Annotated in this window: 25 protein-coding genes; 8 read left to right on the forward strand and 17 right to left on the reverse strand. The window is 62.4% G+C overall.

Going from position 1 to position 22,345, the window contains the following annotated elements; translation table 11 throughout:
- Positions 1 to 5 precede the first annotated feature (5 nt).
- From OEG79_RS14290 to OEG79_RS14305, 4 genes are all read left to right on the forward strand, one after another.
- Complete coding sequence (locus tag OEG79_RS14290; RefSeq protein WP_264145651.1) at positions 6 to 644, forward strand: lysoplasmalogenase; 639 nt, start codon at positions 6 to 8, stop codon at positions 642 to 644.
- Positions 645 to 881: 237 nt separating this feature from the next.
- Positions 882 to 1,625, forward strand: coding sequence for a carboxy-S-adenosyl-L-methionine synthase CmoA (gene cmoA, locus OEG79_RS14295; protein ID WP_264145652.1), 744 nt, complete (start codon positions 882 to 884; stop codon positions 1,623 to 1,625).
- Positions 1,622 to 2,590: a tRNA 5-methoxyuridine(34)/uridine 5-oxyacetic acid(34) synthase CmoB gene (gene cmoB, locus OEG79_RS14300; protein WP_264145653.1), complete on the forward strand. Its 969-nt coding sequence runs from the start codon at positions 1,622 to 1,624 to the stop codon at positions 2,588 to 2,590. The genes cmoA and cmoB overlap by 4 nt, the downstream gene beginning before the upstream one ends.
- Before the next feature lie 68 nt (positions 2,591 to 2,658).
- On the forward strand, positions 2,659 to 3,456 hold the full coding sequence (locus OEG79_RS14305) for a substrate-binding periplasmic protein (RefSeq protein WP_264145654.1): 798 nt from the start codon (positions 2,659 to 2,661) through the stop codon (positions 3,454 to 3,456).
- Positions 3,457 to 3,560: 104 nt separating this feature from the next.
- On the opposite strand, the gene OEG79_RS14310 is transcribed toward OEG79_RS14305, so the two are convergent.
- Positions 3,561 to 3,824, reverse strand: a complete 264-nt coding sequence (locus tag OEG79_RS14310) for a hypothetical protein (protein ID WP_264145655.1) — start codon at positions 3,822 to 3,824, stop codon at positions 3,561 to 3,563.
- A gap of 115 nt (positions 3,825 to 3,939) precedes the next feature.
- Between OEG79_RS14310 and OEG79_RS14315 the strand changes: the two genes are divergently transcribed.
- A complete protein-coding gene (locus tag OEG79_RS14315) occupies positions 3,940 to 4,818 on the forward strand; it encodes a LysR substrate-binding domain-containing protein (protein ID WP_264145656.1) in 879 nt (292 codons plus the stop codon).
- A 79-nt stretch (positions 4,819 to 4,897) separates the two neighbouring features.
- Here the strand turns inward: OEG79_RS14315 and pdxJ are convergent, their stop codons facing one another.
- From pdxJ to rpoE, 12 genes are all read right to left on the reverse strand, one after another.
- The gene (gene pdxJ / locus OEG79_RS14320; protein ID WP_264145657.1) at positions 4,898 to 5,644 is read right to left on the reverse strand and encodes a pyridoxine 5'-phosphate synthase; all 747 of its coding nucleotides are present in this window, start codon (positions 5,642 to 5,644) and stop codon (positions 4,898 to 4,900) included.
- Entirely contained in the window at positions 5,637 to 6,326 is a 690-nt protein-coding gene (gene recO / locus OEG79_RS14325) for a DNA repair protein RecO (protein WP_264145658.1), read from the reverse strand. Before recO ends, pdxJ begins: the two co-directional genes overlap by 8 nt.
- A 57-nt stretch (positions 6,327 to 6,383) precedes the next feature.
- Positions 6,384 to 7,283, reverse strand: a complete 900-nt coding sequence (gene era / locus OEG79_RS14330; RefSeq protein WP_264145659.1) for a GTPase Era — start codon at positions 7,281 to 7,283, stop codon at positions 6,384 to 6,386.
- Positions 7,276 to 7,965, reverse strand: coding sequence for a ribonuclease III (rnc, locus tag OEG79_RS14335; protein WP_264145660.1), 690 nt, complete (start codon positions 7,963 to 7,965; stop codon positions 7,276 to 7,278). The genes era and rnc overlap by 8 nt, the downstream gene beginning before the upstream one ends.
- A complete protein-coding gene (locus OEG79_RS14340) occupies positions 7,962 to 8,339 on the reverse strand; it encodes a DUF4845 domain-containing protein (RefSeq protein ID WP_264145661.1) in 378 nt (125 codons plus the stop codon). Before OEG79_RS14340 ends, rnc begins: the two co-directional genes overlap by 4 nt.
- Positions 8,340 to 8,427: 88 nt before the next feature.
- Positions 8,428 to 9,282 (reverse strand): signal peptidase I, encoded by an 855-nt coding sequence (gene lepB, locus OEG79_RS14345; RefSeq protein WP_264145662.1) that lies wholly within the window; start codon positions 9,280 to 9,282, stop codon positions 8,428 to 8,430.
- A 6-nt stretch (positions 9,283 to 9,288) separates the two neighbouring features.
- Positions 9,289 to 11,088, reverse strand: a complete 1,800-nt coding sequence (gene lepA, locus OEG79_RS14350; RefSeq protein WP_264145663.1) for a translation elongation factor 4 — start codon at positions 11,086 to 11,088, stop codon at positions 9,289 to 9,291.
- Positions 11,089 to 11,239: 151 nt separating this feature from the next.
- The gene (locus OEG79_RS14355; RefSeq protein WP_264145664.1) at positions 11,240 to 12,664 is read right to left on the reverse strand and encodes a DegQ family serine endoprotease; all 1,425 of its coding nucleotides are present in this window, start codon (positions 12,662 to 12,664) and stop codon (positions 11,240 to 11,242) included.
- 36 nt (positions 12,665 to 12,700) lie between these two features.
- Entirely contained in the window at positions 12,701 to 13,156 is a 456-nt protein-coding gene (locus OEG79_RS14360; protein WP_264145665.1) for a SoxR reducing system RseC family protein, read from the reverse strand.
- Entirely contained in the window at positions 13,153 to 14,100 is a 948-nt protein-coding gene (locus OEG79_RS14365) for a MucB/RseB C-terminal domain-containing protein (RefSeq protein ID WP_264145666.1), read from the reverse strand. Before OEG79_RS14365 ends, OEG79_RS14360 begins: the two co-directional genes overlap by 4 nt.
- A 15-nt stretch (positions 14,101 to 14,115) precedes the next feature.
- The gene (locus OEG79_RS14370) at positions 14,116 to 14,688 is read right to left on the reverse strand and encodes a sigma-E factor negative regulatory protein (RefSeq protein WP_264145667.1); all 573 of its coding nucleotides are present in this window, start codon (positions 14,686 to 14,688) and stop codon (positions 14,116 to 14,118) included.
- Between the two features lie 30 nt (positions 14,689 to 14,718).
- On the reverse strand, positions 14,719 to 15,300 hold the full coding sequence (gene rpoE / locus OEG79_RS14375; protein ID WP_003245473.1) for an RNA polymerase sigma factor RpoE: 582 nt from the start codon (positions 15,298 to 15,300) through the stop codon (positions 14,719 to 14,721).
- A gap of 365 nt (positions 15,301 to 15,665) precedes the next feature.
- On the opposite strand from rpoE, the gene nadB reads away from it, so the two are divergent.
- On the forward strand, positions 15,666 to 17,297 hold the full coding sequence (gene nadB, locus OEG79_RS14380) for an L-aspartate oxidase (protein WP_264145668.1): 1,632 nt from the start codon (positions 15,666 to 15,668) through the stop codon (positions 17,295 to 17,297).
- On the opposite strand, the gene OEG79_RS14385 is transcribed toward nadB, so the two are convergent.
- Positions 17,251 to 17,718, reverse strand: a complete 468-nt coding sequence (locus tag OEG79_RS14385; RefSeq protein WP_264145669.1) for a protein YgfX — start codon at positions 17,716 to 17,718, stop codon at positions 17,251 to 17,253. The genes nadB and OEG79_RS14385 overlap by 47 nt on opposite strands.
- Positions 17,702 to 17,956 (reverse strand): succinate dehydrogenase assembly factor 2, encoded by a 255-nt coding sequence (locus OEG79_RS14390; RefSeq protein WP_264145670.1) that lies wholly within the window; start codon positions 17,954 to 17,956, stop codon positions 17,702 to 17,704. The genes OEG79_RS14385 and OEG79_RS14390 overlap by 17 nt, the downstream gene beginning before the upstream one ends.
- A gap of 145 nt (positions 17,957 to 18,101) precedes the next feature.
- Between OEG79_RS14390 and OEG79_RS14395 the strand changes: the two genes are divergently transcribed.
- Positions 18,102 to 19,043: a YgfZ/GcvT domain-containing protein gene (locus tag OEG79_RS14395; RefSeq protein WP_264145671.1), complete on the forward strand. Its 942-nt coding sequence runs from the start codon at positions 18,102 to 18,104 to the stop codon at positions 19,041 to 19,043.
- A 40-nt stretch (positions 19,044 to 19,083) separates the two neighbouring features.
- Positions 19,084 to 19,920: an HDOD domain-containing protein gene (locus OEG79_RS14400; RefSeq protein WP_264145672.1), complete on the forward strand. Its 837-nt coding sequence runs from the start codon at positions 19,084 to 19,086 to the stop codon at positions 19,918 to 19,920.
- Positions 19,921 to 20,092: 172 nt separating this feature from the next.
- Here the strand turns inward: OEG79_RS14400 and OEG79_RS14405 are convergent, their stop codons facing one another.
- Positions 20,093 to 21,490: a sensor histidine kinase gene (locus tag OEG79_RS14405; RefSeq protein ID WP_264145673.1), complete on the reverse strand. Its 1,398-nt coding sequence runs from the start codon at positions 21,488 to 21,490 to the stop codon at positions 20,093 to 20,095.
- The gene (locus OEG79_RS14410) at positions 21,487 to 22,158 is read right to left on the reverse strand and encodes a response regulator (protein WP_264145674.1); all 672 of its coding nucleotides are present in this window, start codon (positions 22,156 to 22,158) and stop codon (positions 21,487 to 21,489) included. The genes OEG79_RS14405 and OEG79_RS14410 overlap by 4 nt, the downstream gene beginning before the upstream one ends.
- Positions 22,159 to 22,345: the final 187 nt, after the last annotated feature.

Here is a 22,345-nt window from a genome sequence, read left to right on the forward strand (position 1 = left end):
TCGCTATGCGATGGTTGCTGCTCGGCCTGGCAGGTGCCGCGGTCTTTATCTACGGCCGGATCACTGGCGACGCACAGCTCAGCCTGCTGACCAAGGGTATCCCGGTAATCGCCATGCTGCTTTGGCTGCGCCAGGCGCCGGCCGGCACCTATCGACGCTGGATCGGTATTGGTCTGCTGTTCTCCCTGGCGGGCGATCTCCTGCTGGACTGGCCCGGAGACCTGTTCGTCTTCGGCCTCGGCGCGTTCCTGCTCGGTCACCTGGCCTATCTGCGTGCCTACTGCTCCGACAGCCGGCAGCCTGCCCTGCCAGCCCTGCTGCTGGCACTGGCTGCAGGCGGCACGATGTTCGCCGTGCTGGCCAGCAGCGGTCTGGGCGCCCTGATGATTCCGGTGGCCTGCTATGCCACGGCGATCAGTCTGATGCTCTGGCGCGCTCTGGCTCGCATCGGCGTTGCACATCTGCAGCCGCGCTCAGCCTGGCTGGCCGGCGGTGGCGCCGCCCTGTTCGTGCTGTCCGACAGCCTGATCGGCATCAACCGCTTCGTCGTCAGTTTCGATGCTGCCCCCTACGCCATCATCCTCACCTACTGGATCGGCCAGTGGGGCATCACCGCCTCGGCCTTCCAGCGCACCAGGGCCTGATCGGTGCGGCGGGCAGTCGGTAAAGCCTGACTATCACCCACTCCTGGCCAGGCCTTTTACGAAAAGTGCCTAGGCTCGGCCATGCTGCATTGAAAACAGGCACAGGATGCTCAACTTGTAAAGTCGGGCACGACTCCAGCCGCTTCTCGCCTGTTTTTGCCTTGCCCGACCTTCGCTCGACGGCTTTTCCTACAAAGCCTAAAATGCCGGCCTTTTCCGCTACCCGTTGCGACTGCCGTGAGCCAAGAACCCGATCGTCTATTCGCCCAGCCTCTGTCCGAGGTGCCCGACTTCGTCTTCAACGAGGACGTGGTAAGGGTCTTCCCCGACATGATCAAGCGCTCGGTACCCGGCTACCCGACCATCGTCGAGAACATCGGCGTTCTCGCCGGCCAGTTCGCCCAGCCGCACACCACACTGTATGACCTCGGCGCTTCGCTCGGCGCGGTAACCCAGGCGCTGCGCCGCCACGTGCGTGCCGATGGCAGCAAGGTGATCGCCGTGGACAACTCCCCGGCCATGGTCTCACGCTGCCGCGAATACCTGCATGCCCAGGACGCCATGTTTCAGGAGCTGCTCCCCGCAGAGGTGATCGAGGCCGATATTCTCGCCCTCGATCTGCAGCCCACCTCGCTGGTCACGCTCAACTTCACCCTGCAGTTCATCCCACCGGAGCGACGCCTGGAACTGCTCACGCGCATCCACCAGGCTCTGCTACCGGGCGGCGCGCTGATTCTCTCGGAGAAACTGCGTTTCGAGGACAGCGCCGAGCACGACCTGCTCACCGAACTGCATGTCGCGTTCAAGCGCGCCAACGGCTACAGCGAACTGGAAATCGCCCAGAAGCGCAGCGCCATCGAGAAGGTGATGTTGCCCGACAGCCTTGAGCAGAACCGCGAACGTCTGCTGGCCGCGGGCTTCAGCAAGGTTGTTCCCTGGTTCCAGTGCCTCAATTTCGCCTCATTGGTAGCTCTGCCATGATGCGTGATCTGGACCTCGATGCCCTGCTGGCACAACTGGCCGGCACGGCGCTGCAGGATTGGGCATCTGGTCTGCCCGGCCAGCTCGATGCCAAACTGGCTATCGGTCATGGCGACCTGGCGCGCTGGTATGGCGCCGTGCAGGCTCTGCCGGACCTGCCGGTGAGCGAGGTGGAACTGGCCCAGCGCTTCGCCTTCGGCGGTGCCTGCGACGAGGCCACACGCGCGCAGTTGAAAACCGCCCTGCAGGGGCTGATTCCCTGGCGCAAGGGCCCGTTCGAGCTGTTCGGCGTGCATATCGACACCGAATGGCGCTCCGACTGGAAATGGCAGCGCGTTGCACCGCATCTGGATCTGGCCGGCAAGCGCATCCTCGACGTCGGCTGCGGCAACGGCTACTACATGTGGCGCATGCTCGGTGCAGGCGCCGACAGCGTGGTCGGTATCGATCCCAACTGGTTGTTCCTCTGCCAGTTCCTGGCGATGAAACGTTATCTGCCGGATCAACCGGTATGGCATCTGCCACTGGCCTTCGAGGAGCTGCCGGCCAAGCTGCAAGGCTTCGACACGGTATTTTCCATGGGCGTGCTCTACCACCGCCGCTCGCCCATCGACCACCTGCTCGATCTGAAGGATGCCCTGGTCAGGGGCGGTGAACTGGTGCTGGAAACCCTGGTGGTCGAAGGTGATGCCGAGCAGGTTCTGGTGCCCGAAGACCGTTACGCGCAGATGCGCAACGTATGGTTCCTGCCTTCGGTACCGGCCCTGGAACGCTGGCTGCGCCGCGCCGGCTTCGAGGACGTTCGCTGCGTAGACGTCAGCACCACGTCGGTAGAGGAACAACGCGCCACCGAGTGGATGCGCTTCCAGTCGCTGCCCGAGTTCCTCGATCCGGCCGACCACAGCCGTACCGTCGAAGGTCTGCCGGCACCGACCCGCGCAGTGCTGATCGCGCGCAAGCCCTGAGCTGAATCAACTCGCCAAGGCTCGCATCAGGATATGCTCATGACTCGCGCCCACTTGCGAGTCAGATGATGAGGACGGCCACCCTACTCCTGCTGTTTTCATGGATGTTCCCCAGCCCGGTACTGGCCTTGCAGCTCTACACCGAGGAATATCCGCCCGTCAGCTTCAGCCATCAGGGCCAGCCCTCCGGCATGGCCGTCGAGGTGGTTGAGGAGCTGCTGCGCCGCATCGACCAGAAAGCCAGCCTGCAGGTAGTGCCCTGGGCCCGTGCCTACCACATCGCCCGGACGACGCCCGGCACCGCCATCTTCCCTACCATGCGCACCAGCGAGCGTGAGCCGCTGTTCAAGTGGGTCGGTCCGATCATTCTGGCGCGCGACAACTTCTATGCTCTGCGGGGCTCGGGCATCGTCATCCATAGCCGCGAAGAACTGGCCGCATTTCGGGATATCGCCGTCCCGCGCGACTGGTTCAGCTATCAGGAGCTGAAGGCCGCCGGCATGCGAAACCTGCTGGGGGTGAATGAGCCGGCGCAGATGTTCCGCCTGCTGCGCAGTGGTCGGGTGCCCCTGATCGTGGCGGACAACCTGAGTTTCTACGCACGTGGCGAAGCCGCGGCACAGGTCGACTATCTCGGTCTGAACGAGGTCGAGGTGGCCTTCCCCTACCGCGAATCCTACGGCTACATCACCTTCTCGCTCGAAACCGACGACGCGCTGATCCGCCGCTGGCAGGATGCCCTGGATGAAATGAAGCGCGACGGCAGCTTCAGCCGTATCCACCACCATTGGCTACCGGGCGCAGAGGAACCGGGGCTGCGCGAACCGGACTGGCCAACAATCGCACCAGCGTTCAAGGCGCCCTGAAAGGTCCTGGTCGCGGTAGGCAGCGGCCATGATCAGCACCTTCGTCTGGCCACTGCCTGCGTGAAACCGACAAACAGCGCATTGCCCATTACGGCCAATGGACATTACCGCCCGCGCAACCAGTAAGCCCGCCGCCGTGCGATCAGTCGCAGCGGCTCACTTGCGCCCTGCGTCACCACCGCACGGGCACTACCCAGGCGAATGCGCCCCTCCATATCCTGCCTCAGTAGACGACGCATACGCCGGCGCCAGAACCAGGCCCCGACCCAGTCGACGATGGCGTTCTGCAGGTCCAACGGCCACATGGCCGGCATGTAGAACTCAGGCATGGGCGGATGCGATTTGTCGTGCTTGCTCGAACTGTTCATGACCTTTCCTCCATTTCGCTGCCGGCCTTTACCGACTTGCGATCAGGATGAAACGCGCCTATCGTTTAAACAAACGACAAATATCAAACCAACAGTTAATTAATATTTAACAACAATGAATATGACAACCTCCCTGCCACTTCTCGAAAGCGATGTGCTGCGCACCTTCGTCGCAATCGCCGATAGCGGCAGCTTTACCCGTACCGCTGTGCAGGTATTTCGCAGCACGGCTGCCGTCAGCCTGCAGATCAAGCGCCTGGAGGAGACCCTCGGTCAGCGCCTGTTCACCCGCGAAGCCAGGCGCGTGCAACTGACTGCCGAGGGCGAGGTACTACTGTGCTACGCCAGGCGTCTGCTCAAGCTCAACGAGGAAGCGGTGGCACACTTTCTAACCCCGACGCTGAGCGGCCGCGTGCGCTTCGGCACACCGAACGATATCGGTGACCGCGTGCTACCTGGCGTACTGACCCTGTTCGCCCGTAGTCATCCAGCCGTGGAAGTGGAGGTCAACGTGGGGCGCAGCGTGGACCTGGTGGCCAAGCTGGATGCCGGCGAACTGGATCTGACCCTGATCAATGCCGGCAATGACGGCCTGGACGACGCGCGCGGCGAAGTGATCTATTCCGAAGAACTGGTCTGGGCCGGCCGCGATGGCGGCCTGGCCATGCACCGATCACCACTGCCACTGGCGCTGGCCAACCCGGGCTGTGCCTGGCGCCGCACCGCCCTCGATGCGCTGGATCGCCAGGGCCTGAGCTACCGCGTCGCCTATTCCTGCGAACAGTGTGCGGGACAGGAAGCGGCGATGACCGCCGATCTGGCGATCGCGCCCTTCCCACGCAGTCTGGTCAAGCCACCGTTACGTCGGCTCGGTGCGGAACAAGGTCTGCCCGCGCTCGGTGAGTACCATATCAAGCTGATTCGTGGTCACCGGAGTGACGATGCCATCGAGGCGCTCGCCACACAGATGACTCAGGCGTTCGCGCAGGGCTGAGAGCACCGCGCTGTGGGAGGCGCTTCAGCGGCGATGCGTTACAGGAAAGTCGCGGCTGAAACCCCTCCCACAAGGTCTGCTAACCGCGATCGGCCGCCGCCACGATCAGCGCCTTCATCTCGGCGACGGCCTGCTTGAAACCGACGAACAGTGCATGGGCGACGATGGCGTGGCCGATGTTCAGCTCGTTGATACCGGGAATCGCCGCGACGGCCTCGGCGTTGTGGTAGTGCAGACCATGCCCGGCGTTGACGATCAGCCCGTGGTTCAGACCGCAGGTGACGCCATCGCGAATACGCGCCAGCTCCTGCGCAGCTTCTTCGGCGGTATGCGCATCGGCATAACGACCGGTGTGCAGTTCGATGGCCGGTGCTCCGACGCGCATGGCCGCCTCAATCTGCCGCTCTTCGGCGTCGATGAACAGCGACACTTCGCAGCCTGCCAGGGACAGACGCTCCACCGCTGCCGCGATGCGCGCCTCCTGCCCGGCGACATCCAGACCGCCCTCGGTGGTCAGCTCCTGACGAGTTTCCGGCACCAGGCAGACATGCGCCGGGCGAATCTGCTCGGCGAAACCGAGCATGAAATCGGTGACGCCCATCTCGAAGTTCATCCGCGTCTGCAACACATCGGCCAGTACGCGCACGTCACGATCCTGAATGTGGCGACGGTCTTCGCGCAGGTGCACGGTAATGCCGTCGGCACCGGCCTCTTCGGCGTCCAGCGCGGCCTTGACCGGGTCCGGATAGCGCGTACCGCGAGCCTGGCGCAGGGTGGCGACGTGGTCGATGTTCACGCCGAGCAGAATACGATTGGCCTCAGTCACGCTTGGACTCCTTGAGCGTCATGAAAAGTTCGCGGCTGACCAGGGGCCTGCCGCCGAGATGGGGTGCCAGAGCCTGGCGCATCAGGCGCTTGGCCGCGGCCAGCGCACCCGGCGTCTGCCAGTCGGCTTCGGCCATGGCCAGCAGTTCGCGCCCCTGAAACACGCCAGGCTGCAGTTGTACCACCGGCACCAGACCGATGTCCTGCTGCCAGCGATACAGCGCCGTAGGGTCGATGGGTTGTTCATGCTGGTCACGATCCAGGGCGAAACCATAGCCCAGCTCGTCCAGCAGGCGCCATTCGAATGCACGCAGCAGCGGCTCCAGCGCTCGGCCGGCCGCCAGCGCCTGCAGGGTCAGACCGTAGTGTTCGAGCATTGCAGGGTGCGGATCTTCGGCCGGCAGCAGGCGAATAAGCAGTTCGTTGAGATAGAGACCGGAGAACAGCGCCTCACCGGACAGCAGCAGCGGGATACCGGCGCTTTCCAGACGGCCGACGGTCTTCAACTCACCGCGCCCGCGCAGCTCCAGTTCCAGCGGGGCAAAAGGCCGGGCAATGCTGCCTACCTTGCCGCGTGCTGCGCGCAGCACCGCACGGACGCGCCCCTGGGCGGTGAAGAAATCCACCAGGGCACTGCTTTCCTTGTACGGGCGACTATGCAGAACGTAGGCGGCAGAGGTCATGTGGATAACCGCCAGAATGCGCCATGAGCAACGTTGGAGGTGCGCACGGCGCCCCGATCAGTCCAGGTAACCCAGCGAACGCAACGCGCGTTCATCGTCGGACCAGCCACCTTTGACCTTGACCCAGAGATTGAGCATCACCTTGGAGTCGAACATGGTTTCCATGTCCTTGCGCGCATCCTGGCCGATGCGTTTGATGCGCTCGCCCTTGTCGCCGATGATGATCTTCTTCTGCCCGTCGCGCTCCACCAGGATCAGGCCGTGGATATGCAGGATGCGACCCTCCTGCTTGAACTCCTCGATCTCCACGGTGATCTGGTACGGCAGCTCGGCACCGAGCTGGCGCATGATCTTCTCGCGAATCAGCTCGGCCGCCAGGAAGCGACTGGAACGGTCGGTGATCTGGTCTTCCGGGTAGAAATGTTCGGATTCCGGCAGACGCTCACCCACCAGTTTCTCCAGGGTGTCGAGGTTCTGCCCCTGCAGCGCGGAAATCGGCACGATCTCGGCCTGCGGCAGCTGCTCGGCCAGCCAGTTCAGGTGCGGCAGCAGTTCACTCTTGTCTTCCAAGCGATCGGCCTTGTTCACCGCCAGCAGGATCGGGCACTTGACGTGCTGGACCTTCTCCAGCACCAACTGGTCCTCGTCGGTCCAGCGCATGCGGTCAACCACGAACACCACCACGTCGACGTCCTTCAGCGCGGTGGATGCGCTGCGGTTCATGTAGCGGTTGAGCGCCTTGTCGTTGTGCTTGTGCAGGCCGGGCGTGTCGACGTATACGGCCTGAACCTCGCCCTCGGTCTTGATCCCGAGCATGTTGTGGCGGGTGGTTTGCGGCTTGCGCGAGGTGATCGCCAGCTTCTGTCCGAGGATGTGGTTGAGCAGCGTCGACTTGCCCACGTTGGGCCGGCCGACGATGGCGACGTAGCCGCAGCGGGTCACAGGTGCATCAGTCATTGCCATTCTCCACCCCGAGGGCGATCAGTGCCGCAGCCGCAGCGACCTGCTCGGCGATACGCCGGCTGCCGCCCTGGCCCAGGGTCTTTTCATTGAGCAGGGCCACCTGGCACTCGACCATGAAGGTACGGCAGTGCGGCTCGCCCTGAACGTCCACTACCTCGTAACGAGGCAGTTCGCAGGCACGTGACTGCAGGAACTCCTGCAGTCGCGTTTTCGGATCCTTGTTGGTGTCGACCAGGGTCAGGCCGTCCAGCTCGCCGGTCAGCCAGTCCAGCACACGCTCGCGCGCCGCATCCATCCCGGCATCCAGATAGATGGCTCCGATCAGCGCCTCCAGGGCATCGGCCAGGATCGACTCACGGCGAAAACCGCCGCTTTTCAGCTCACCGGAGCCCAGGCGCAGGTACTCGCCCAGCTCGAAGCCACGAGCCAGCACGGCCAGCGTCTCACCTTTGACCAGGCGTGCGCGCAGACGCGACAGCTGGCCCTCACGGGCCTGCGGGAAGCGCTGGAACAGCGCCTCACCGGCTACGAAATTGAGAATGGCATCACCGAGAAATTCCAGCCGCTCGTTGTTGCGGCCAGCGAAACTGCGATGGGTCAGGGCCAGGACCATCAGGTCCTGATCCTTGAAGCTATAACCGAGCTTGCGCTCGAGGCGGGACAGATTGGGGCTCACGGCATCCGTACACGAAATTCTTTGTCGAAATTCACCACCAGATCGAGGTTCTCGATCAGCGGCTCGCGTTTTTCATATTTGAGGTGGACGCGGAACTCGTTGTTTTCCACCTTGACCTCCAGAGCGTCGCGCATGTTCAGGTCACGAATGTTGTTGACCTGCATACCCTTGCTGACGTGGTTGTAAAACTCGCCGACGGTGCGTACATCCGCCGCCTTGTCGGTTTCCACCGATGTAATGATCTTCTCCATGGACATGTAGTCCAGGTAATGCGGCAGCACCTTGAAGCCAGTACTGGCGAAGAATGCCACCACCGCCAGAACCACCAGCCAACCCAGAATGGAAAGCCCCTGCTGCGAGCGCGCGAAAGTCATGTATATCCCCAATAGACAGTCTTGTTGAAAAGCCTTGCGGCTAGACTATTTATAGCCTGCGGCGCTGTGTTGAACAGCGCGCCAGTGCTCAATGAATCACGCCGACACGAGAGAAATTGGGCAGATTGCCGGTCTTGGGCTCCGGCCAGCTCATCCAGATGGCGAAGGCCTTGCCGACGATATGATCGTCCGGGACCATGCCCCACAGCTCCTGAGGGATATGACGATCACGCCAGTAACGGCTGTCGTTGGAGTTGTCACGGTTGTCGCCCATCATGAAGTAGTGCCCTTCCGGCACCACCCACTGGCCACCGGGCTCGCGGCGCATGCGAGTCATTTCCTTGCGGATGGTGTGCTCGACCTGGCCCAGACGCTCCTGATAGAGCATCGCGCTACCCAGGCTGCCAGCTTCTTCGCCGATCAGCTTCTCGGCCACCGGCTCACCATTGACCAGCAGGCGCTTGCCCTGGGTGTACTCGATACGATCACCCGGCAGACCCACCACCCGCTTGATGTAGTTGATGGTCGGATCGCTGGGGTAGCGGAACACCATCACATCGCCGCGCTGCGGGTTATCCACCTCGATCACCTTGGTATCGATCACCGGCAGGCGAATGCCATAGGCGAACTTGTTCACCAGGATGAAATCACCCACTTCCAGGGTCGGCTTCATCGAACCGGAAGGAATCTGGAACGGCTCGACCAGGAAGGAACGCAGCACCAGCACGATGGCCAGTACCGGAAAGAAGGATTTGCCGTACTCGACTAGCAACGGCTCCTTGCTCAGGCGCTCCAGCACCCGGTCATCAGGATCGTCGACCCGCCCCTGGTAGGCTGCAATCGCCGCACGGCGGCGCGGAGCCAGCAGAATCAGATCGATCAGGGCCAGGAAGCCGCAAACGGCAACCGCGATAACCAACAGGAGCGGGAAATTGATCGACATAGAGCCTTAGCTATCCAACCTGAGCACAGCGAGGAAGGCTTCCTGTGGAATTTCCACGTTGCCGACCTGCTTCATGCGTTTCTTACCGGCCTTCTGCTTCTCGAGCAGCTTCTTCTTACGGCTCACGTCGCCACCGTAACACTTGGCCAGTACGTTCTTTCTGAGCGCCTTGACAGTGGTCCGCGCGATGATCTGGCCGCCAATGGCTGCCTGGATCGCCACGTCGAACATCTGCCGAGGAATCAGTTCCTTCATCTTCTCGGTCAACGCGCGGCCCTTGTAGGCCGCGTTGTCACGGTGAACGATCAATGCAAGGGCATCGACCTTGTCGCCGTTGATCAGCACGTCCAGCTTGACCAGATTGGCCGACTGGTAGCGGTCGAAATGATAGTCCAGCGACGCATAGCCACGGCTGGTCGACTTCAGGCGATCGAAGAAGTCCAGCACCACTTCGTTCATCGGCAGGTCATAACGAACCTGAACCTGAGAACCGAGGAACTGCATGTCGCGCTGCACGCCGCGTTTCTCGATGCACAGGGTGATGACGTTACCCAGGTGTTCCTGAGGCACCAGGATGGTCGCGGTGACGATCGGCTCGCGGAAGTCGGCCACGGACGAAACGTCCGGCAACTTGGAGGGGTTGTCTACCGTGATGGTTTCACCCGTTTTGAGCTCGATCTCGTAGATCACGCTCGGCGCGGTGGTGATCAGATCCAGGTCGTACTCGCGCTCCAGGCGCTCCTGGATGATCTCCATGTGCAGCATGCCGAGGAAGCCGCAACGGAAGCCGAAGCCCAGAGCGTCGGAGCTTTCCGGCATGTACTGCAGCGACGAGTCGTTGAGGGTCAGCTTCTGCAGAGCATCGCGGAAGTCCTCGAAATCGTCGGAGCTGACCGGGAACAGGCCGGCGTAGACCTGCGGCTGGATCTTCTGGAAGCCCGGCAGCACTTCAACCTCGGGAGTCGAGGACAGGGTCAGGGTATCGCCGACCGGCGCGCCGTGAATGTCCTTGATGCTGGCGATGATGAAGCCCACTTCGCCGGCCTTGAGGTCTGCGGTGGCAGTGTGTTTCGGAGTGAATACACCGACGCTGTCGACCAGGTGCACCTTGCCAGTGGACTTGACCAGAATCTTGTCGCCCTTCTTGACGCGCCCCTGGCGTACACGCACCAGCGAGACAACGCCCAGATAGTTGTCGAACCAGGAGTCGATGATCAGAGCCTGCAACGGAGCGTCGATCTCGCCCTCGGGCGCAGGGATGGTATGCACCAGACGCTCGAGCACCTCGTCCACGCCCATGCCGCTCTTTGCGCTGCAGGCCACGGCGTCGGTAGCGTCGATGCCGATGATCTTCTCGATCTCTTCCTTGACGCGGTCCGGGTCGGCCTGGGGCAGGTCCATCTTGTTCAGCACGGGCATCACTTCCAGGCCCTGCTCGATGGCGGTGTAGCAGTTGGCAACCGACTGGGCTTCCACGCCCTGACCTGCGTCCACCACCAGCAGCGCGCCCTCGCACGCCGCCAACGAGCGCGAAACCTCGTAGGTGAAGTCGACGTGGCCGGGGGTATCGATGAAGTTCAGCTGATAGGTCTTGCCGTCCTTCGCCTTGTAGTGAAGGGTGACGCTATGGGCCTTGATGGTGATGCCGCGCTCACGCTCAAGATCCATGGAGTCCAGTACCTGAGCCTCCATTTCACGCGCGGCAAGACCGCCGCACATCTGGATGAAACGGTCAGCCAGGGTGGACTTGCCGTGGTCGATGTGGGCAATGATGGAAAAATTGCGGATATGACTCAGGTCACTCACGGATCAACACTCAAAGAAGGCACAGGCAAGACGCTTGCCGAAAATAGCCGCGGATTGTACCCGATCCCTCGCGACCGCGTCACGCCTGCTCAGCACTGGTGCAGAGACGAAGAAGGGCGCCCGAAAGCGCCCTTCTTCAACATCCGCCGGATTACTCAGCCAGCTTGAAGGTGATGAAGCTGGCTCGCCCCTGACGCAGCACACGCATGGATACCGAACGGTTCTTCGGCAGCTCCTGCGCCACCTGAGTGAAGGTGCGAGTGGAATCGATAGCCTGATTGTTCAGGTGAGTGATCACGTCGCCAGGACGCAGGCCGATCATGGCCGCAGGACCATTCAGCACCTCCTTGACCACGACGCCGCCCTTCAGGTCGAGACCTTTCTTCTGCTCGGCCGTCAGTTCGACCACCGTCACACCCAGGCGATTGCTGCTGCGCTCACCGCCCTGCGCCGGACCCGACGCGGCCAGCTCCTGTCCCTCTTCCGGCAACGTGCCGACGGTGACGCTGAGTTTCTTGCGCGAACCGTCACGCACCACATCCAGCTCTGCCTTCTGTCCCGGCTTCAGTCCGCCGACCAGATGCGGCAGATCGGCGGACATGATGATCGGCTTGCCATTGAGGTTGAGAATCACGTCCCCCACCTGCAGGCCACCTTTGTCTGCCGGACCGTCTTCCAGCACCTGGGCAACCAGTGCGCCGGCCGGCTTGTCCAGACCGAAGGATTCGGCGAGGTCCTTGTTCACTTCCTGAATCACCACGCCAAGCCAGCCACGAGTGACCTTGCCGTCGGCCTTGAGCTGATCGGCCACCTGCATGGCCACTTCCATCGGAATGGCGAAGGACAGCCCCATGAACCCACCGGAACGGGTGAATATCTGCGAGTTGATGCCCACGACTTCCCCTTGCAGATTGAACAGCGGGCCGCCGGAGTTACCCGGATTGATCGCCACATCGGTCTGGATGAACGGCACGTAGCTGTCGCTCGGCAGGTTACGCCCCTTGGCACTGACGATACCGGCGGTCACCGAGTGATCGAAACCGAACGGCGAACCGATAGCCAGCACCCATTCGCCAACCTTCAGGTCATCGGCCTTGCCCAGGCGCACTACAGGCAGGTTCTTGCCTTCGACCTTGAGCAGCGCGACGTCGCTGCGCGGATCGGCACCAATCAGCCTGGCTTCCAGCTCGCTGCGATCGGACAGACGCACGATGATCTCGTCGGCATCGGCAACCACGTGGTTGTTGGTCATGATGTAGCCATCCGGCGAGATGATGAAGCCGGAGCCCAGTGACTGCGCTTCGCGCTGGCGACCGCCCGGATTGCGCGGCATCTGCGGAATGCTGCGCTCGAAGAACTCGCGAAACATCGGCGGCAGACCTTCGAGATCAGGCAGGCCCGGCTGGCCGGCAACGGCACGCTCGGGCATCTTCTGCCGGGTACTGATGTTGACGACCGCAGGCGAAGCTTCCTCTACCAGATCGGTAAAATCAGGCAGGCTGGCCTGGGCCAGCAGGCTCTGCCCCCAGAGCAAGGCAACCGCCAGCAGCAGTGCAATGGACTTGAGTTTTCTCATCGAACTACGACTCCCCATGTAAAAACTCGGACACTCTCAACCCGCCGCTGATACAGGCACCAGCAGCGTACGTAGGACAACAGGTTGCAAGAAGGGGTTCTCGGCGACGCGAGCAGCACGCCAGCGGACCATCAGCCAAGTGGCGGACAGGCCCAGCAGGCCACAGAGAATCACCTGCGGCTCGGAAAGGCCCAGGCCGTCCGCCAGCAGTGCAGCAGCGAACAGGCCGAGAAGCGGAAGCAGATAAACCAGCAGGGAACTGCGCACCAGCAGATCTTCGCGCACACCAATGATCACGGTATCGCCAACCGCCAGCTGCATCTGACTGAGCGCGCGGACGTAACCGCGCTGCCGCCCCACACCCAGGCGATCCATCAGCCCCTGGCCACAGGCGGCATTGGCCGAACAGCTCGAACAGGTGCTCTTGCGCAATGTCTCGACCCAGACAGCGCCGGGCTCGAGCGCCACTACACGCCCCTGTTCTTCGATCATTGGCTGGCCTGTTCAGGCACTCCGGCACGCATGGACAGCGCGATACGCTCTGCGGTTCCCAGAGGAATTTCACCGACCACGGTCACCATCACGTCACCGGTATTGGTACTCATCCGCCGCGAGACGGCCACGGTCGGACCCAACTGGCTGCGCGCATCGTCGACAACGCTGCCGTTGAGGGGCTCGATGAAAACCGAAAAACGCGCCAGACCATCGCCATACATCAGGTAGGCGACAGCTTCTTCGGAAGCAGGATCCCGACGCAGCTGCGCCGTAGCGAGGGTAAAGCCCGGCGGCAGCCAGTCCGAGCGCCAACTGCCCTCAGCCATGCTGTCGGCTGCACGCAAGCGCACCGCACGACAGGCAGAACTGGGCTGCATGGCGTTCTCAACAGGGGTAGACGTGTCCAGCTGGGCGAACTGAAAGCGCTCCAGAAGCTGGCCACGCTCATTCAGCAGCAGGGATTTGAGAGGCAGGCCGGCTTCCCGGTCGAGGTAAAGTTCGAAGCCGTAACGATGCTGATCCTTGGGCTCAAGCACCAGTACATCAGCCGGGCGATTGGCAATGCGCGACTGGCCGGCAACACGCATGTTGTACCAGTTGCCCAGCTGCTCTGCGTCCAGCTGACGGGCAGGCCAGGCCTGCCCTTCACTGACCTGGTCGGCCAGCGAGCCCGTGACGCACTGCGCCTGACCATCGACTTTGAGTACTTCCTGCGCCGGGCCGTCGAGCTGCAGAAGACGCTCGCGAATCTGCCCCCCCTCTTCCACCCGATGCCATACGGCATGAGTGGAGAAACTGCCATTACGCTCATAGATGAACGTGCCCTGAAAACTTTGCTGACGCTCCGCCGCGGCAAGGCGTCCAAGCAAGTCCTGCACTTCAGAGGCCTGCACCGGCAATACCAGCAGACCTCCAAGCAGGCAGAGGGGAATCGCGCGCATGTGACTCCTTAGCGCTTAGCGGTTTTCCAGGCTCGCAGCACGAGCATAAGGCAGAGCGGTTTCACCGGTACCCATCACGGCTTCCTGCGCATGCTGGCGCAGATAGTTCGGCAGGCGCTGCTCATGCCAGCTGGCAGTGCCGACCTGGGCAGGTTCACCAGCTTCTTCGCTGCTGCGATAGCCGGCGAGCAACGCTGGCCCCTGCACCTGCGGTACCGAGAGTACCGGAGAAGCATCCTGTTGAGCCAGCTGAGCGCCGCTCAGGTCATCCTGATTGTAAAAACGCACCCCAGCCAGCACAGCAACGGTCACCGAGGCCGCCACGGCTACTCGCCCGACGCTGCGCCAGATCGGCGTCTTGCGCGCCGGAATGGCTTCGTCGGCCAATGCCGCGGAAACCGCAGATGCGATGTCCAGTTGCGGTACCAGCAACTCACGGTGCATGGCTGCACGGGCGATCTGGTAACGCGACCAGGTGCCACGCAGCTCGCCATTCTCGCTGGCTGCGAGCACACGTCGCAGTTCCAGTTCGTCCGCTTCGTTATCCATCACCGCGGACAGCGATTCCTGCAGGGTTTCACGACTCATGGTGTTCCTCTCTTGGCTGTCGCCGCTGCCTTAGGCTTCCTGCAACAGAGGTTGCAGGGACTTATCAATAGCCTCACGTGCACGGAAAATCCGCGAACGTACCGTACCTACCGGACACTGCATGACGCTGGCAATGTCCTCGTAACTCAACCCTTCGAACTCGCGCAAGGTCAACGCCGTACGCAGGTCGTCCGGTAGCTGGGCGATAGTTCGATGCACAGTGGCTTCGATCTCGTCGCGCAGCAATGCCCGTTCCGGTGATTCGATGTCCTTGAGGGCATGATCGCCGTCATAGAACTCCGCATCATCGCTACTGACATCACTATCTGGCGGCCGCCGACCGCGGGACACCAGATAATTCTTCGCCGTGTTGATGGCGATGCGGTACAGCCACGTATAGAACGCACTATCACCGCGAAAGTTTCCAAGCGCCCGGTAGGCTTTTACAAACGCCTCCTGAGCGACATCCTGTGCCTCGTGAGTGTCGTGCACGAATCGCACGATCAAACCAAGGATCTTGTGCTGATACTTCAGCACCAACAGATCGAAGGCACGCTTGTCGCCACGCTGCACTCGCTCGACCAGCTGCTGATCATCTTCCTGGGTTAGCATGCATTCTCCTCGTTACGCCTGGAGAAGGTTTGCACCCGTAAGCGAATCAGCTTGCCAAGATAGACTCGGGCCTTACGCAAAAGTTCTCCCCTCCAAGCAAGCTTCCTGCAGAGTTTTCATTTCTCTGGCTGGAATGGCCTCAGCGAAACCCTTCGCTGACGCAGATAATCTTATCGCCGCTCATTTCCACATCTTCCGCTGACTTCAGATGCAGGCACGCGCAGGCGCTCTCCCTTATATGGGCGACCTTCTATGGAACCTTAAAGACTAAAAAAGTTCCCGAGCACGGCGGTCGGTCATAAGCTGGCTATTGTGCCGGTGCCCCTCTCTATATACTAGGGCTCGCTTTCACGCGGAAAACGGACATGAGCCACCACTTCCAGCACGATGTTCTGGTCATCGGCAGCGGCGCTGCCGGCCTGACCCTCGCCCTCACGCTGCCGCCCCACCTGCGCATTGCGGTCTTGAGCAAAGGCAACCTGGCCAATGGCTCGACCTATTGGGCACAGGGCGGCGTGGCAGCAGTGCTGGACGACACCGACACGGTCGAATCGCACGTTGCCGATACCCTCAATGCCGGTGCCGGGTTATGCCGTGAGGACGCCGTGCGCTTCACGGTAGAACACAGCCGCGAAGCCATCCAGTGGCTGATCGATCAGGGCGTGCCCTTTACTCGTGACGATGAAACGGCACGTGAGGACGGCGGCTTCGAGTTTCACCTGACTCGTGAAGGTGGTCACAGCCATCGGCGCATCATTCATGCCGCCGATGCCACTGGCGCGGCGATTTTCAATACGCTGCTGGAACAGGCCCGCAAGCGCCCCAATATCGAGCTGCTGGAACAGCGCGTTGCCGTCGACCTCATCACCGAGCGCAAGCTGGGGCTCGATGGTGACCGCTGCCTGGGCGCCTACGTGCTGGATCGCAGCTGCGACGAAGTGGACACTTTCAGCGCGCGCTTCGTGATTCTCGCCACCGGTGGTGCGGCCAAGGTCTACCTCTATACCAGCAACCCGGACGGCGCCTGCGGGGATGGCATTGCCATGGCCTGGCGCGCCGGCTGCCGCGTCGGCAATCTGGAATTCAACCAGTTTCATCCCACCTGCCTGTATCATCCGCAGGCCAAGAGCTTTCTGGTCACCGAAGCCGTTCGCGGTGAAGGCGGCCTGCTCAAGCTACCCAATGGCGAACGCTTCATGCAGCGCTTCGACGAACGCGCCGAACTGGCGCCACGCGATATCGTCGCTCGTGCGATCGACCATGAGATGAAGCGTCTGGGGATAGATTGCGTCTACCTGGACATCAGCCACAAACCGGCCGACTTCATCAAGAGCCACTTCCCTACCGTTTACGAACGCTGCCTGGGTTTCGGCATCGACATCACCAGGCAGGCCATTCCGGTCGTGCCCGCGGCGCACTACACCTGCGGCGGCGTAGTGGTCGATCAGCAAGGCCGCACGGATGTGCCGGGGCTGTATGCCATCGGTGAAACCAGCTTCACCGGCCTGCATGGTGCCAATCGCATGGCCAGCAACTCGCTGCTCGAATGTTTCGTCTACGCCCGTTCGGCCTGCACCGACATCGTCGCCCGGCTGGACGAAGTAGCGATGCCCACTGCCCTGCCGAGCTGGGACGCCAGCCAGGTGACCGACTCCGACGAGGACGTGATCATCGCCCACAACTGGGACGAGTTACGGCGGTTCATGTGGGACTACGTCGGCATCGTGCGGACCAACAAGCGCCTGCAGCGCGCGCAGCATCGGGTACGTCTGCTGCTGGACGAAATCGACGAGTTCTATTCCAACTACAAGGTCAGTCGCGACCTGATCGAGCTGCGCAACCTGGCACTGGTGGCCGAGCTGATGATCCGCTCGGCCATGCAGCGCCATGAAAGTCGCGGCCTGCACTACACCCTCGATTATCCCGAGCAACTGACCGAGGCACGCGACACTATTCTGGTGCCGACGCCCCAGGCTCAGCCCAGCGTCGCCGGCTGAACTTCAGGCGCAAGCGCAGGCGCCGGTGCTGCTCCGGCGCCAATGCGTCGCGAGCGATGCACACCCCGCGACTGAACCTTTGCCCCGGCAGTCGATAGCGCAGCACCACTGCCAGCGGCAACGCCAGGCTGTCCGGGTGCAACTGCACCGCCTGCCAGCCGGCTTCAGCACTGTACAGATGCCAACCGAAGGCATCACGACGCAGCCCGGTGATGGCGCGTGGCGCAGTCAGCAAGAGGTGGCGCGGCAACACCCAGGCCGCATGCATCAGACAGGCCAGGGATAACAACAGCTGCAACCAGAGGGGAATGTCGGCCAGCCAGGGCGCCGGCAAAGCCAGCGCCAGGACCGATAGATAGAGCCTCAGCAGCCAGCGTGATGGCTGCCAGCGGCACTCGAAGGCATCACTTGGGTTGGACACGATCCAGAATCATGCGCACGATGTGGCGCAGGTCGGCATCCTCGGGCTCGCCGCGCTGCATGAACCAGCCGAACATGTCCTGATCCTCGCACTCCAGCAGCTTGCGGTAGCGCGCCTGATTCTCTTCATCCAGGGTCGGGTACACCTCCTGGACGAAAGGCACCAGCAGTACGTCCAGCTCCAGCATGCCACGACGGCTATGCCAGAACAGGCGATTCAGTTCACTTTGCTCAACCATGCAACGGACTCCTCGAACGAGGGCCGCAGTATAACGGCGAATTGCCTCGCTGTTGACCATGACGCAGTGCAATTGCGCTGACAAGCCCCTATCGCGCCCACTATGATGACGCCCCTGACCTTTATTCAGTGATTCGATTTGCATCATGGCCGATAGCGCTTACTTCACCCTTCTCGATCACGAAGGCCTGCTCGCCGTACGCGGCGTGGATGCGGCCAAGTTTCTGCAGGGCCAGGTAACCTGCAATCTCAATTACCTGAGTGCCAGTCAATCCAGCCTCGGCGCCCGCTGCACCCCCAAGGGCCGCATGCTGTCCAGTTTTCGTATCGTCCCGGTGGAGGACGGCTACCTGCTGGCCATGGCCCGCGAGCTTGTCGAGCCGCAGCTGGCCGACCTGCAAAAGTACGCCGTGTTCTCCAAGTCCAGGCTCACTGATGAAAGCGCCGCCTGGGTACGTTTCGGCCTGTCAGGCGGTGATGCCGCGCTGAACGAGCTCGGCCTGCAACTGGACACCACCGGCGATGCTCTGACCAGCACCGGCCAATTGCTTGCAGTGCGGCTGAGCGACGGCCGCGCCGAACTCTGGGCGCCGGGCACCGAAGCCGAGACACTGCAAAGCCGCCTGGCTACGCTGCTGCCGCAGGCGCCGCTTAACGACTGGCTGCTGGCTCAGGTCCGCGTAGGTGTCGGCCAGGTGTTCGGCGCCACGCGAGAGCTGTTCATTCCGCAGATGATCAACCTGCAGGCCCTGGGCGGTGTGAGCTTCAAGAAAGGTTGCTACACCGGCCAGGAAATCGTCGCGCGCATGCAGTACCTGGGCAAACTCAAACGCCGACTGTACCGCCTGTGCCTGCCCGGTACGGCACTGCCGGCTGTCGGTGTCGAGTTGTTTTCCCCCGTTCATGGTTCCAGCGTCGGTGAAGTGGTGCTGGCGGCCCAGGCCGGCGAGGCCATCGAGCTGCTCGCAGTCCTGCAAGAGGATGCCGTGAACGACGGTCGCATTCATCTGGGCAGCAGCGATGGCCCGACGCTGACCCTGCTCGATCTGCCCTACCAGCTGGATGCCGACAAGGAAATCCAGCGCTGACTCCCCCCGGCGCCGCTTCGAATCCCTAAGAGAATCACTCATGAGCAAGCTTGCTGAAAAAGTCCAACAGGAACTGATCCACGCCATCGAGAACGATGAGCTGGTGCTGCCCACACTGCCCGAGGTGGCACTGAAGGTTCGCGAGGCCGCCGAAGACCCGGATGTCGGCATCCCGCAGATCAGCAAGGTGATCGGCAACGACGCCGCTCTGACCGCACGCATCATCAAGGTGGTCAACAGCCCCCTGCTGCGCAGCAACAAGGAAATCACCGACCTGCAGATGGCCGTCAGCCGTCTGGGCATCAACTACACCTGCAACCTGGCCACCGGCCTGGCCATGGAGCAGATGTTCCAGGCCACCAGTGACGTGGTCGACCGCAAGATGCGCGAAGTATGGAACAAGAGCACCGAAATCGCCGGTATCTGCCACGTACTGTGCCGCCACTACACCCGCCTGATGCCGGATCAGGCCACCCTCGCCGGCCTGGTCCATCAGATTGGCGTGCTGCCGATCCTGACCTATGCCGAAGAGCACAACGAGTTGCTGGCCGACTCCATCAGCCTCAACCATGTGATCGAACAGATCCATCCGATCATCGGCGACAAGATCCTGCGCACCTGGGAATTCCCCGAGCCCATCGCCATCGTGCCCAGCCAATACCTGAACTTCGCCCGCGACTCGGCCAAGGTCGACTACGTCGACATCGTCCAGGTCGCCACCCTGCAGAGCTATCTGGGCAGCGAGCACCCCTACACCCAGCTGGACTGGAGCACCGTGCCGGCTTTCGCCAAGCTCGGTCTGGACCCGCAGGTCGACATGCAGGCCGATGAAGATCTCTCCGCCGCCATGGAAGCGGCCATGAGCATGCTGCAATAAAAGCACCGCACCAGGGATAGCAGATGCCTCTATTCAGGTCATGCGCCTGAGCAAGTAGAGGCCATGCGTTATGCATTCGTCCTGTTCGGCAGCACGCAAGCGGCCGAACAGGGATGCCTGACGCTTGACTGGAAGGCTGCCCAAGACCTGCGCATTGCCGGTATACGAGCCACTATGGCTCGCCCGCTGCGGGGGGAAACTCGACACGCACCCGCAGACCGTGCGGCAACGCCTGATGCAGGCTGACCCGGGCCTGATGCGCTCGACAGATCTCGCCAACGATGGCCAGGCCCAGACCGGCACCGCTGCCCTGGTTACTGCGCCTGTAGAAACGCTCGAAGACCTTCTCGTGCTCGGCCTCGGGAATGCCCGGACCATCGTCCTCGACCTCCAGCACGGCCGGCGCCAGAGTGCGGATGACCAGATTGCCTCCGGCCGGCGTATTCGCCAGCGCGTTATCCAGCAGATTGTTCAGCAGCTCGTTGAGCAGCGTCGGCTCACCGTCTATCCATACGGATTGATCAGCCTCCAGCGCCAGCGCGACGCCACGGGCATGCGCCAGCGGCGCCATGGCCAGGCCCAATTCGCGAGCCAGCTGGCTTAGGTCGATGCGCTGCGCTCCACCTTCGGCAATGGCCCGCGCCCCGCTTTCGATCCGAGCCAGGGAAAGCAATTGATTGGCCAGCGAAGTCAGGCGATCGCCTTGCTGCGCTACCTGCTCCAGCGTGCTGCGCCACTCCTCGGGCTGTTCGGCACGCAACCCCAGGGCGATCCGCGCCTTGAGCGCCGCCAGTGGGGTGCGCAGTTCATGGGCCGCATCGGCAATGAACTGCGATTGCCGCTCGAACAACCCTCGCAAACGTTCGTTGAACTGATTCAGGGTTTCCACAAGAGGCAACACCTCACGCGGCAGGCCGCTGTCCGGCAGCGGCTGCAGGTCGTCGCTGGCTCTTTCGGCCACCTCCCGGCGCAATGCCTCCAGGGGGCGCAAGGCCAGGTTCACGGCCAGCCATACCAGCAACAGTGAGCTGATCGACAGCAACCCCATACGCCACAAGGTGCCAACCAGTAGCTCGCGCGCCATGCGTTCGCGCGCCCCCTGGGTTTCCGCCACGCGAATCTCGGCAATGCCGTTGAGCTGCGGCTCGCTGACTGGCTGCAGCAGACTGACCACCCGCACCCCCTGATTGCGATACTCGGCATCGTAGAAGTGCGCCAGGGCCGGGTAATCGTCGGTGCGCGGTGTCCCCGGCGGAGCAGGCGGCAGATCTTCGTAGCCGGACATCTGATTGCCCTGCAGATCGAGCACCTGATAGTAGATGCGCCCGGCGCTGTCGTAGGCAAAGGTATCGAGTGCCACGTAGGGAATATTCGCGCGCAGCCGGCCGTCATCGGCGTGCAGGCCATCCGCCACGGCTCGCGCCGACGCCAGCAGCGTACGGTCATAAGCCGTATCAGCTGCACGACGGGCGCTCCAATAGGCGGTGAGACTGCTCAGCAACAGGATCAGCGACAGCAGCAGTGCCAGGCGCCGCAACAAACGCCCGCGCAGGCTGACGCCACGGCTCATGCCTCGACCGTCTCCAGCAGGTAGCCAAGCCCGCGGAAAGTGACGATACGCACGGTACTGCCTTCGAGCTTCTTGCGCAGGCGATGAATGTAGATCTCGATGGCATCAGGGCTGGCGTCCTCGTCCAGGCCGAACACCTGCGCCGCCAGCTGTTCCTTGCTCATCACCCGACCCGGCCTGGCGATAAGCGCCTCCAGCACGGCCTGCTCACGGGCCGTCAGACCGAGCGCTTCGCCGCGCAGACTGAAGCGGCGCGCACCGAGGTCGTAGACCAGATCGCCACAGCGCTGCACCTGCTCGCCACCGAGCACGCTGCGCCGAAGCAACGCCTTGACCCGCGCTTCCAGCTCGGTCAGCTCGAAGGGTTTGGCGAGATAGTCATCGGCGCCGAGATTGAGACCATGCACCCGATCCCTGACCTCGCCGCGCGCGGTCAGCATCAGTACCGGCAGGGTCTGACCACGGTCACGCAGGCGCGCCAGCACGGCGAAACCATCCAGACGCGGCAGGCCGATATCGAGAATCGCCAGCGCATAGTCCTCGCTGGAAAGTGCCAGATCGGCGGCCACGCCATCGTGCAGCACATCCACCGTCCAGCCGGCCCCCTTGAGCGCCTGGGCCACGCTTTCCGCCAATTGCGGGTGGTCTTCGACCAGCAGAATCCGCACCACCACCTCCAGCTGCACCATCCTCAGATGGCGCGCAGTTTAGCGCCGTAACCGCGACTGTGAATTGCCCAAGTGCCAAAGCAGGTCCTGTGCGCCGCTTTCGGTGGGCCAGTCCGCATCCCTGAAATCTGCCACGGAAAACTTTCACAGGTGAAAGGCTAGTGAAAGCTTGCCCTCATAGCATCGC

Origin of the sequence: Pseudomonas sp. Z8(2022), assembly GCF_025837155.1 — a bacterium.
Taxonomy (GTDB): Bacteria; Pseudomonadota; Gammaproteobacteria; order Pseudomonadales; family Pseudomonadaceae; genus Aquipseudomonas.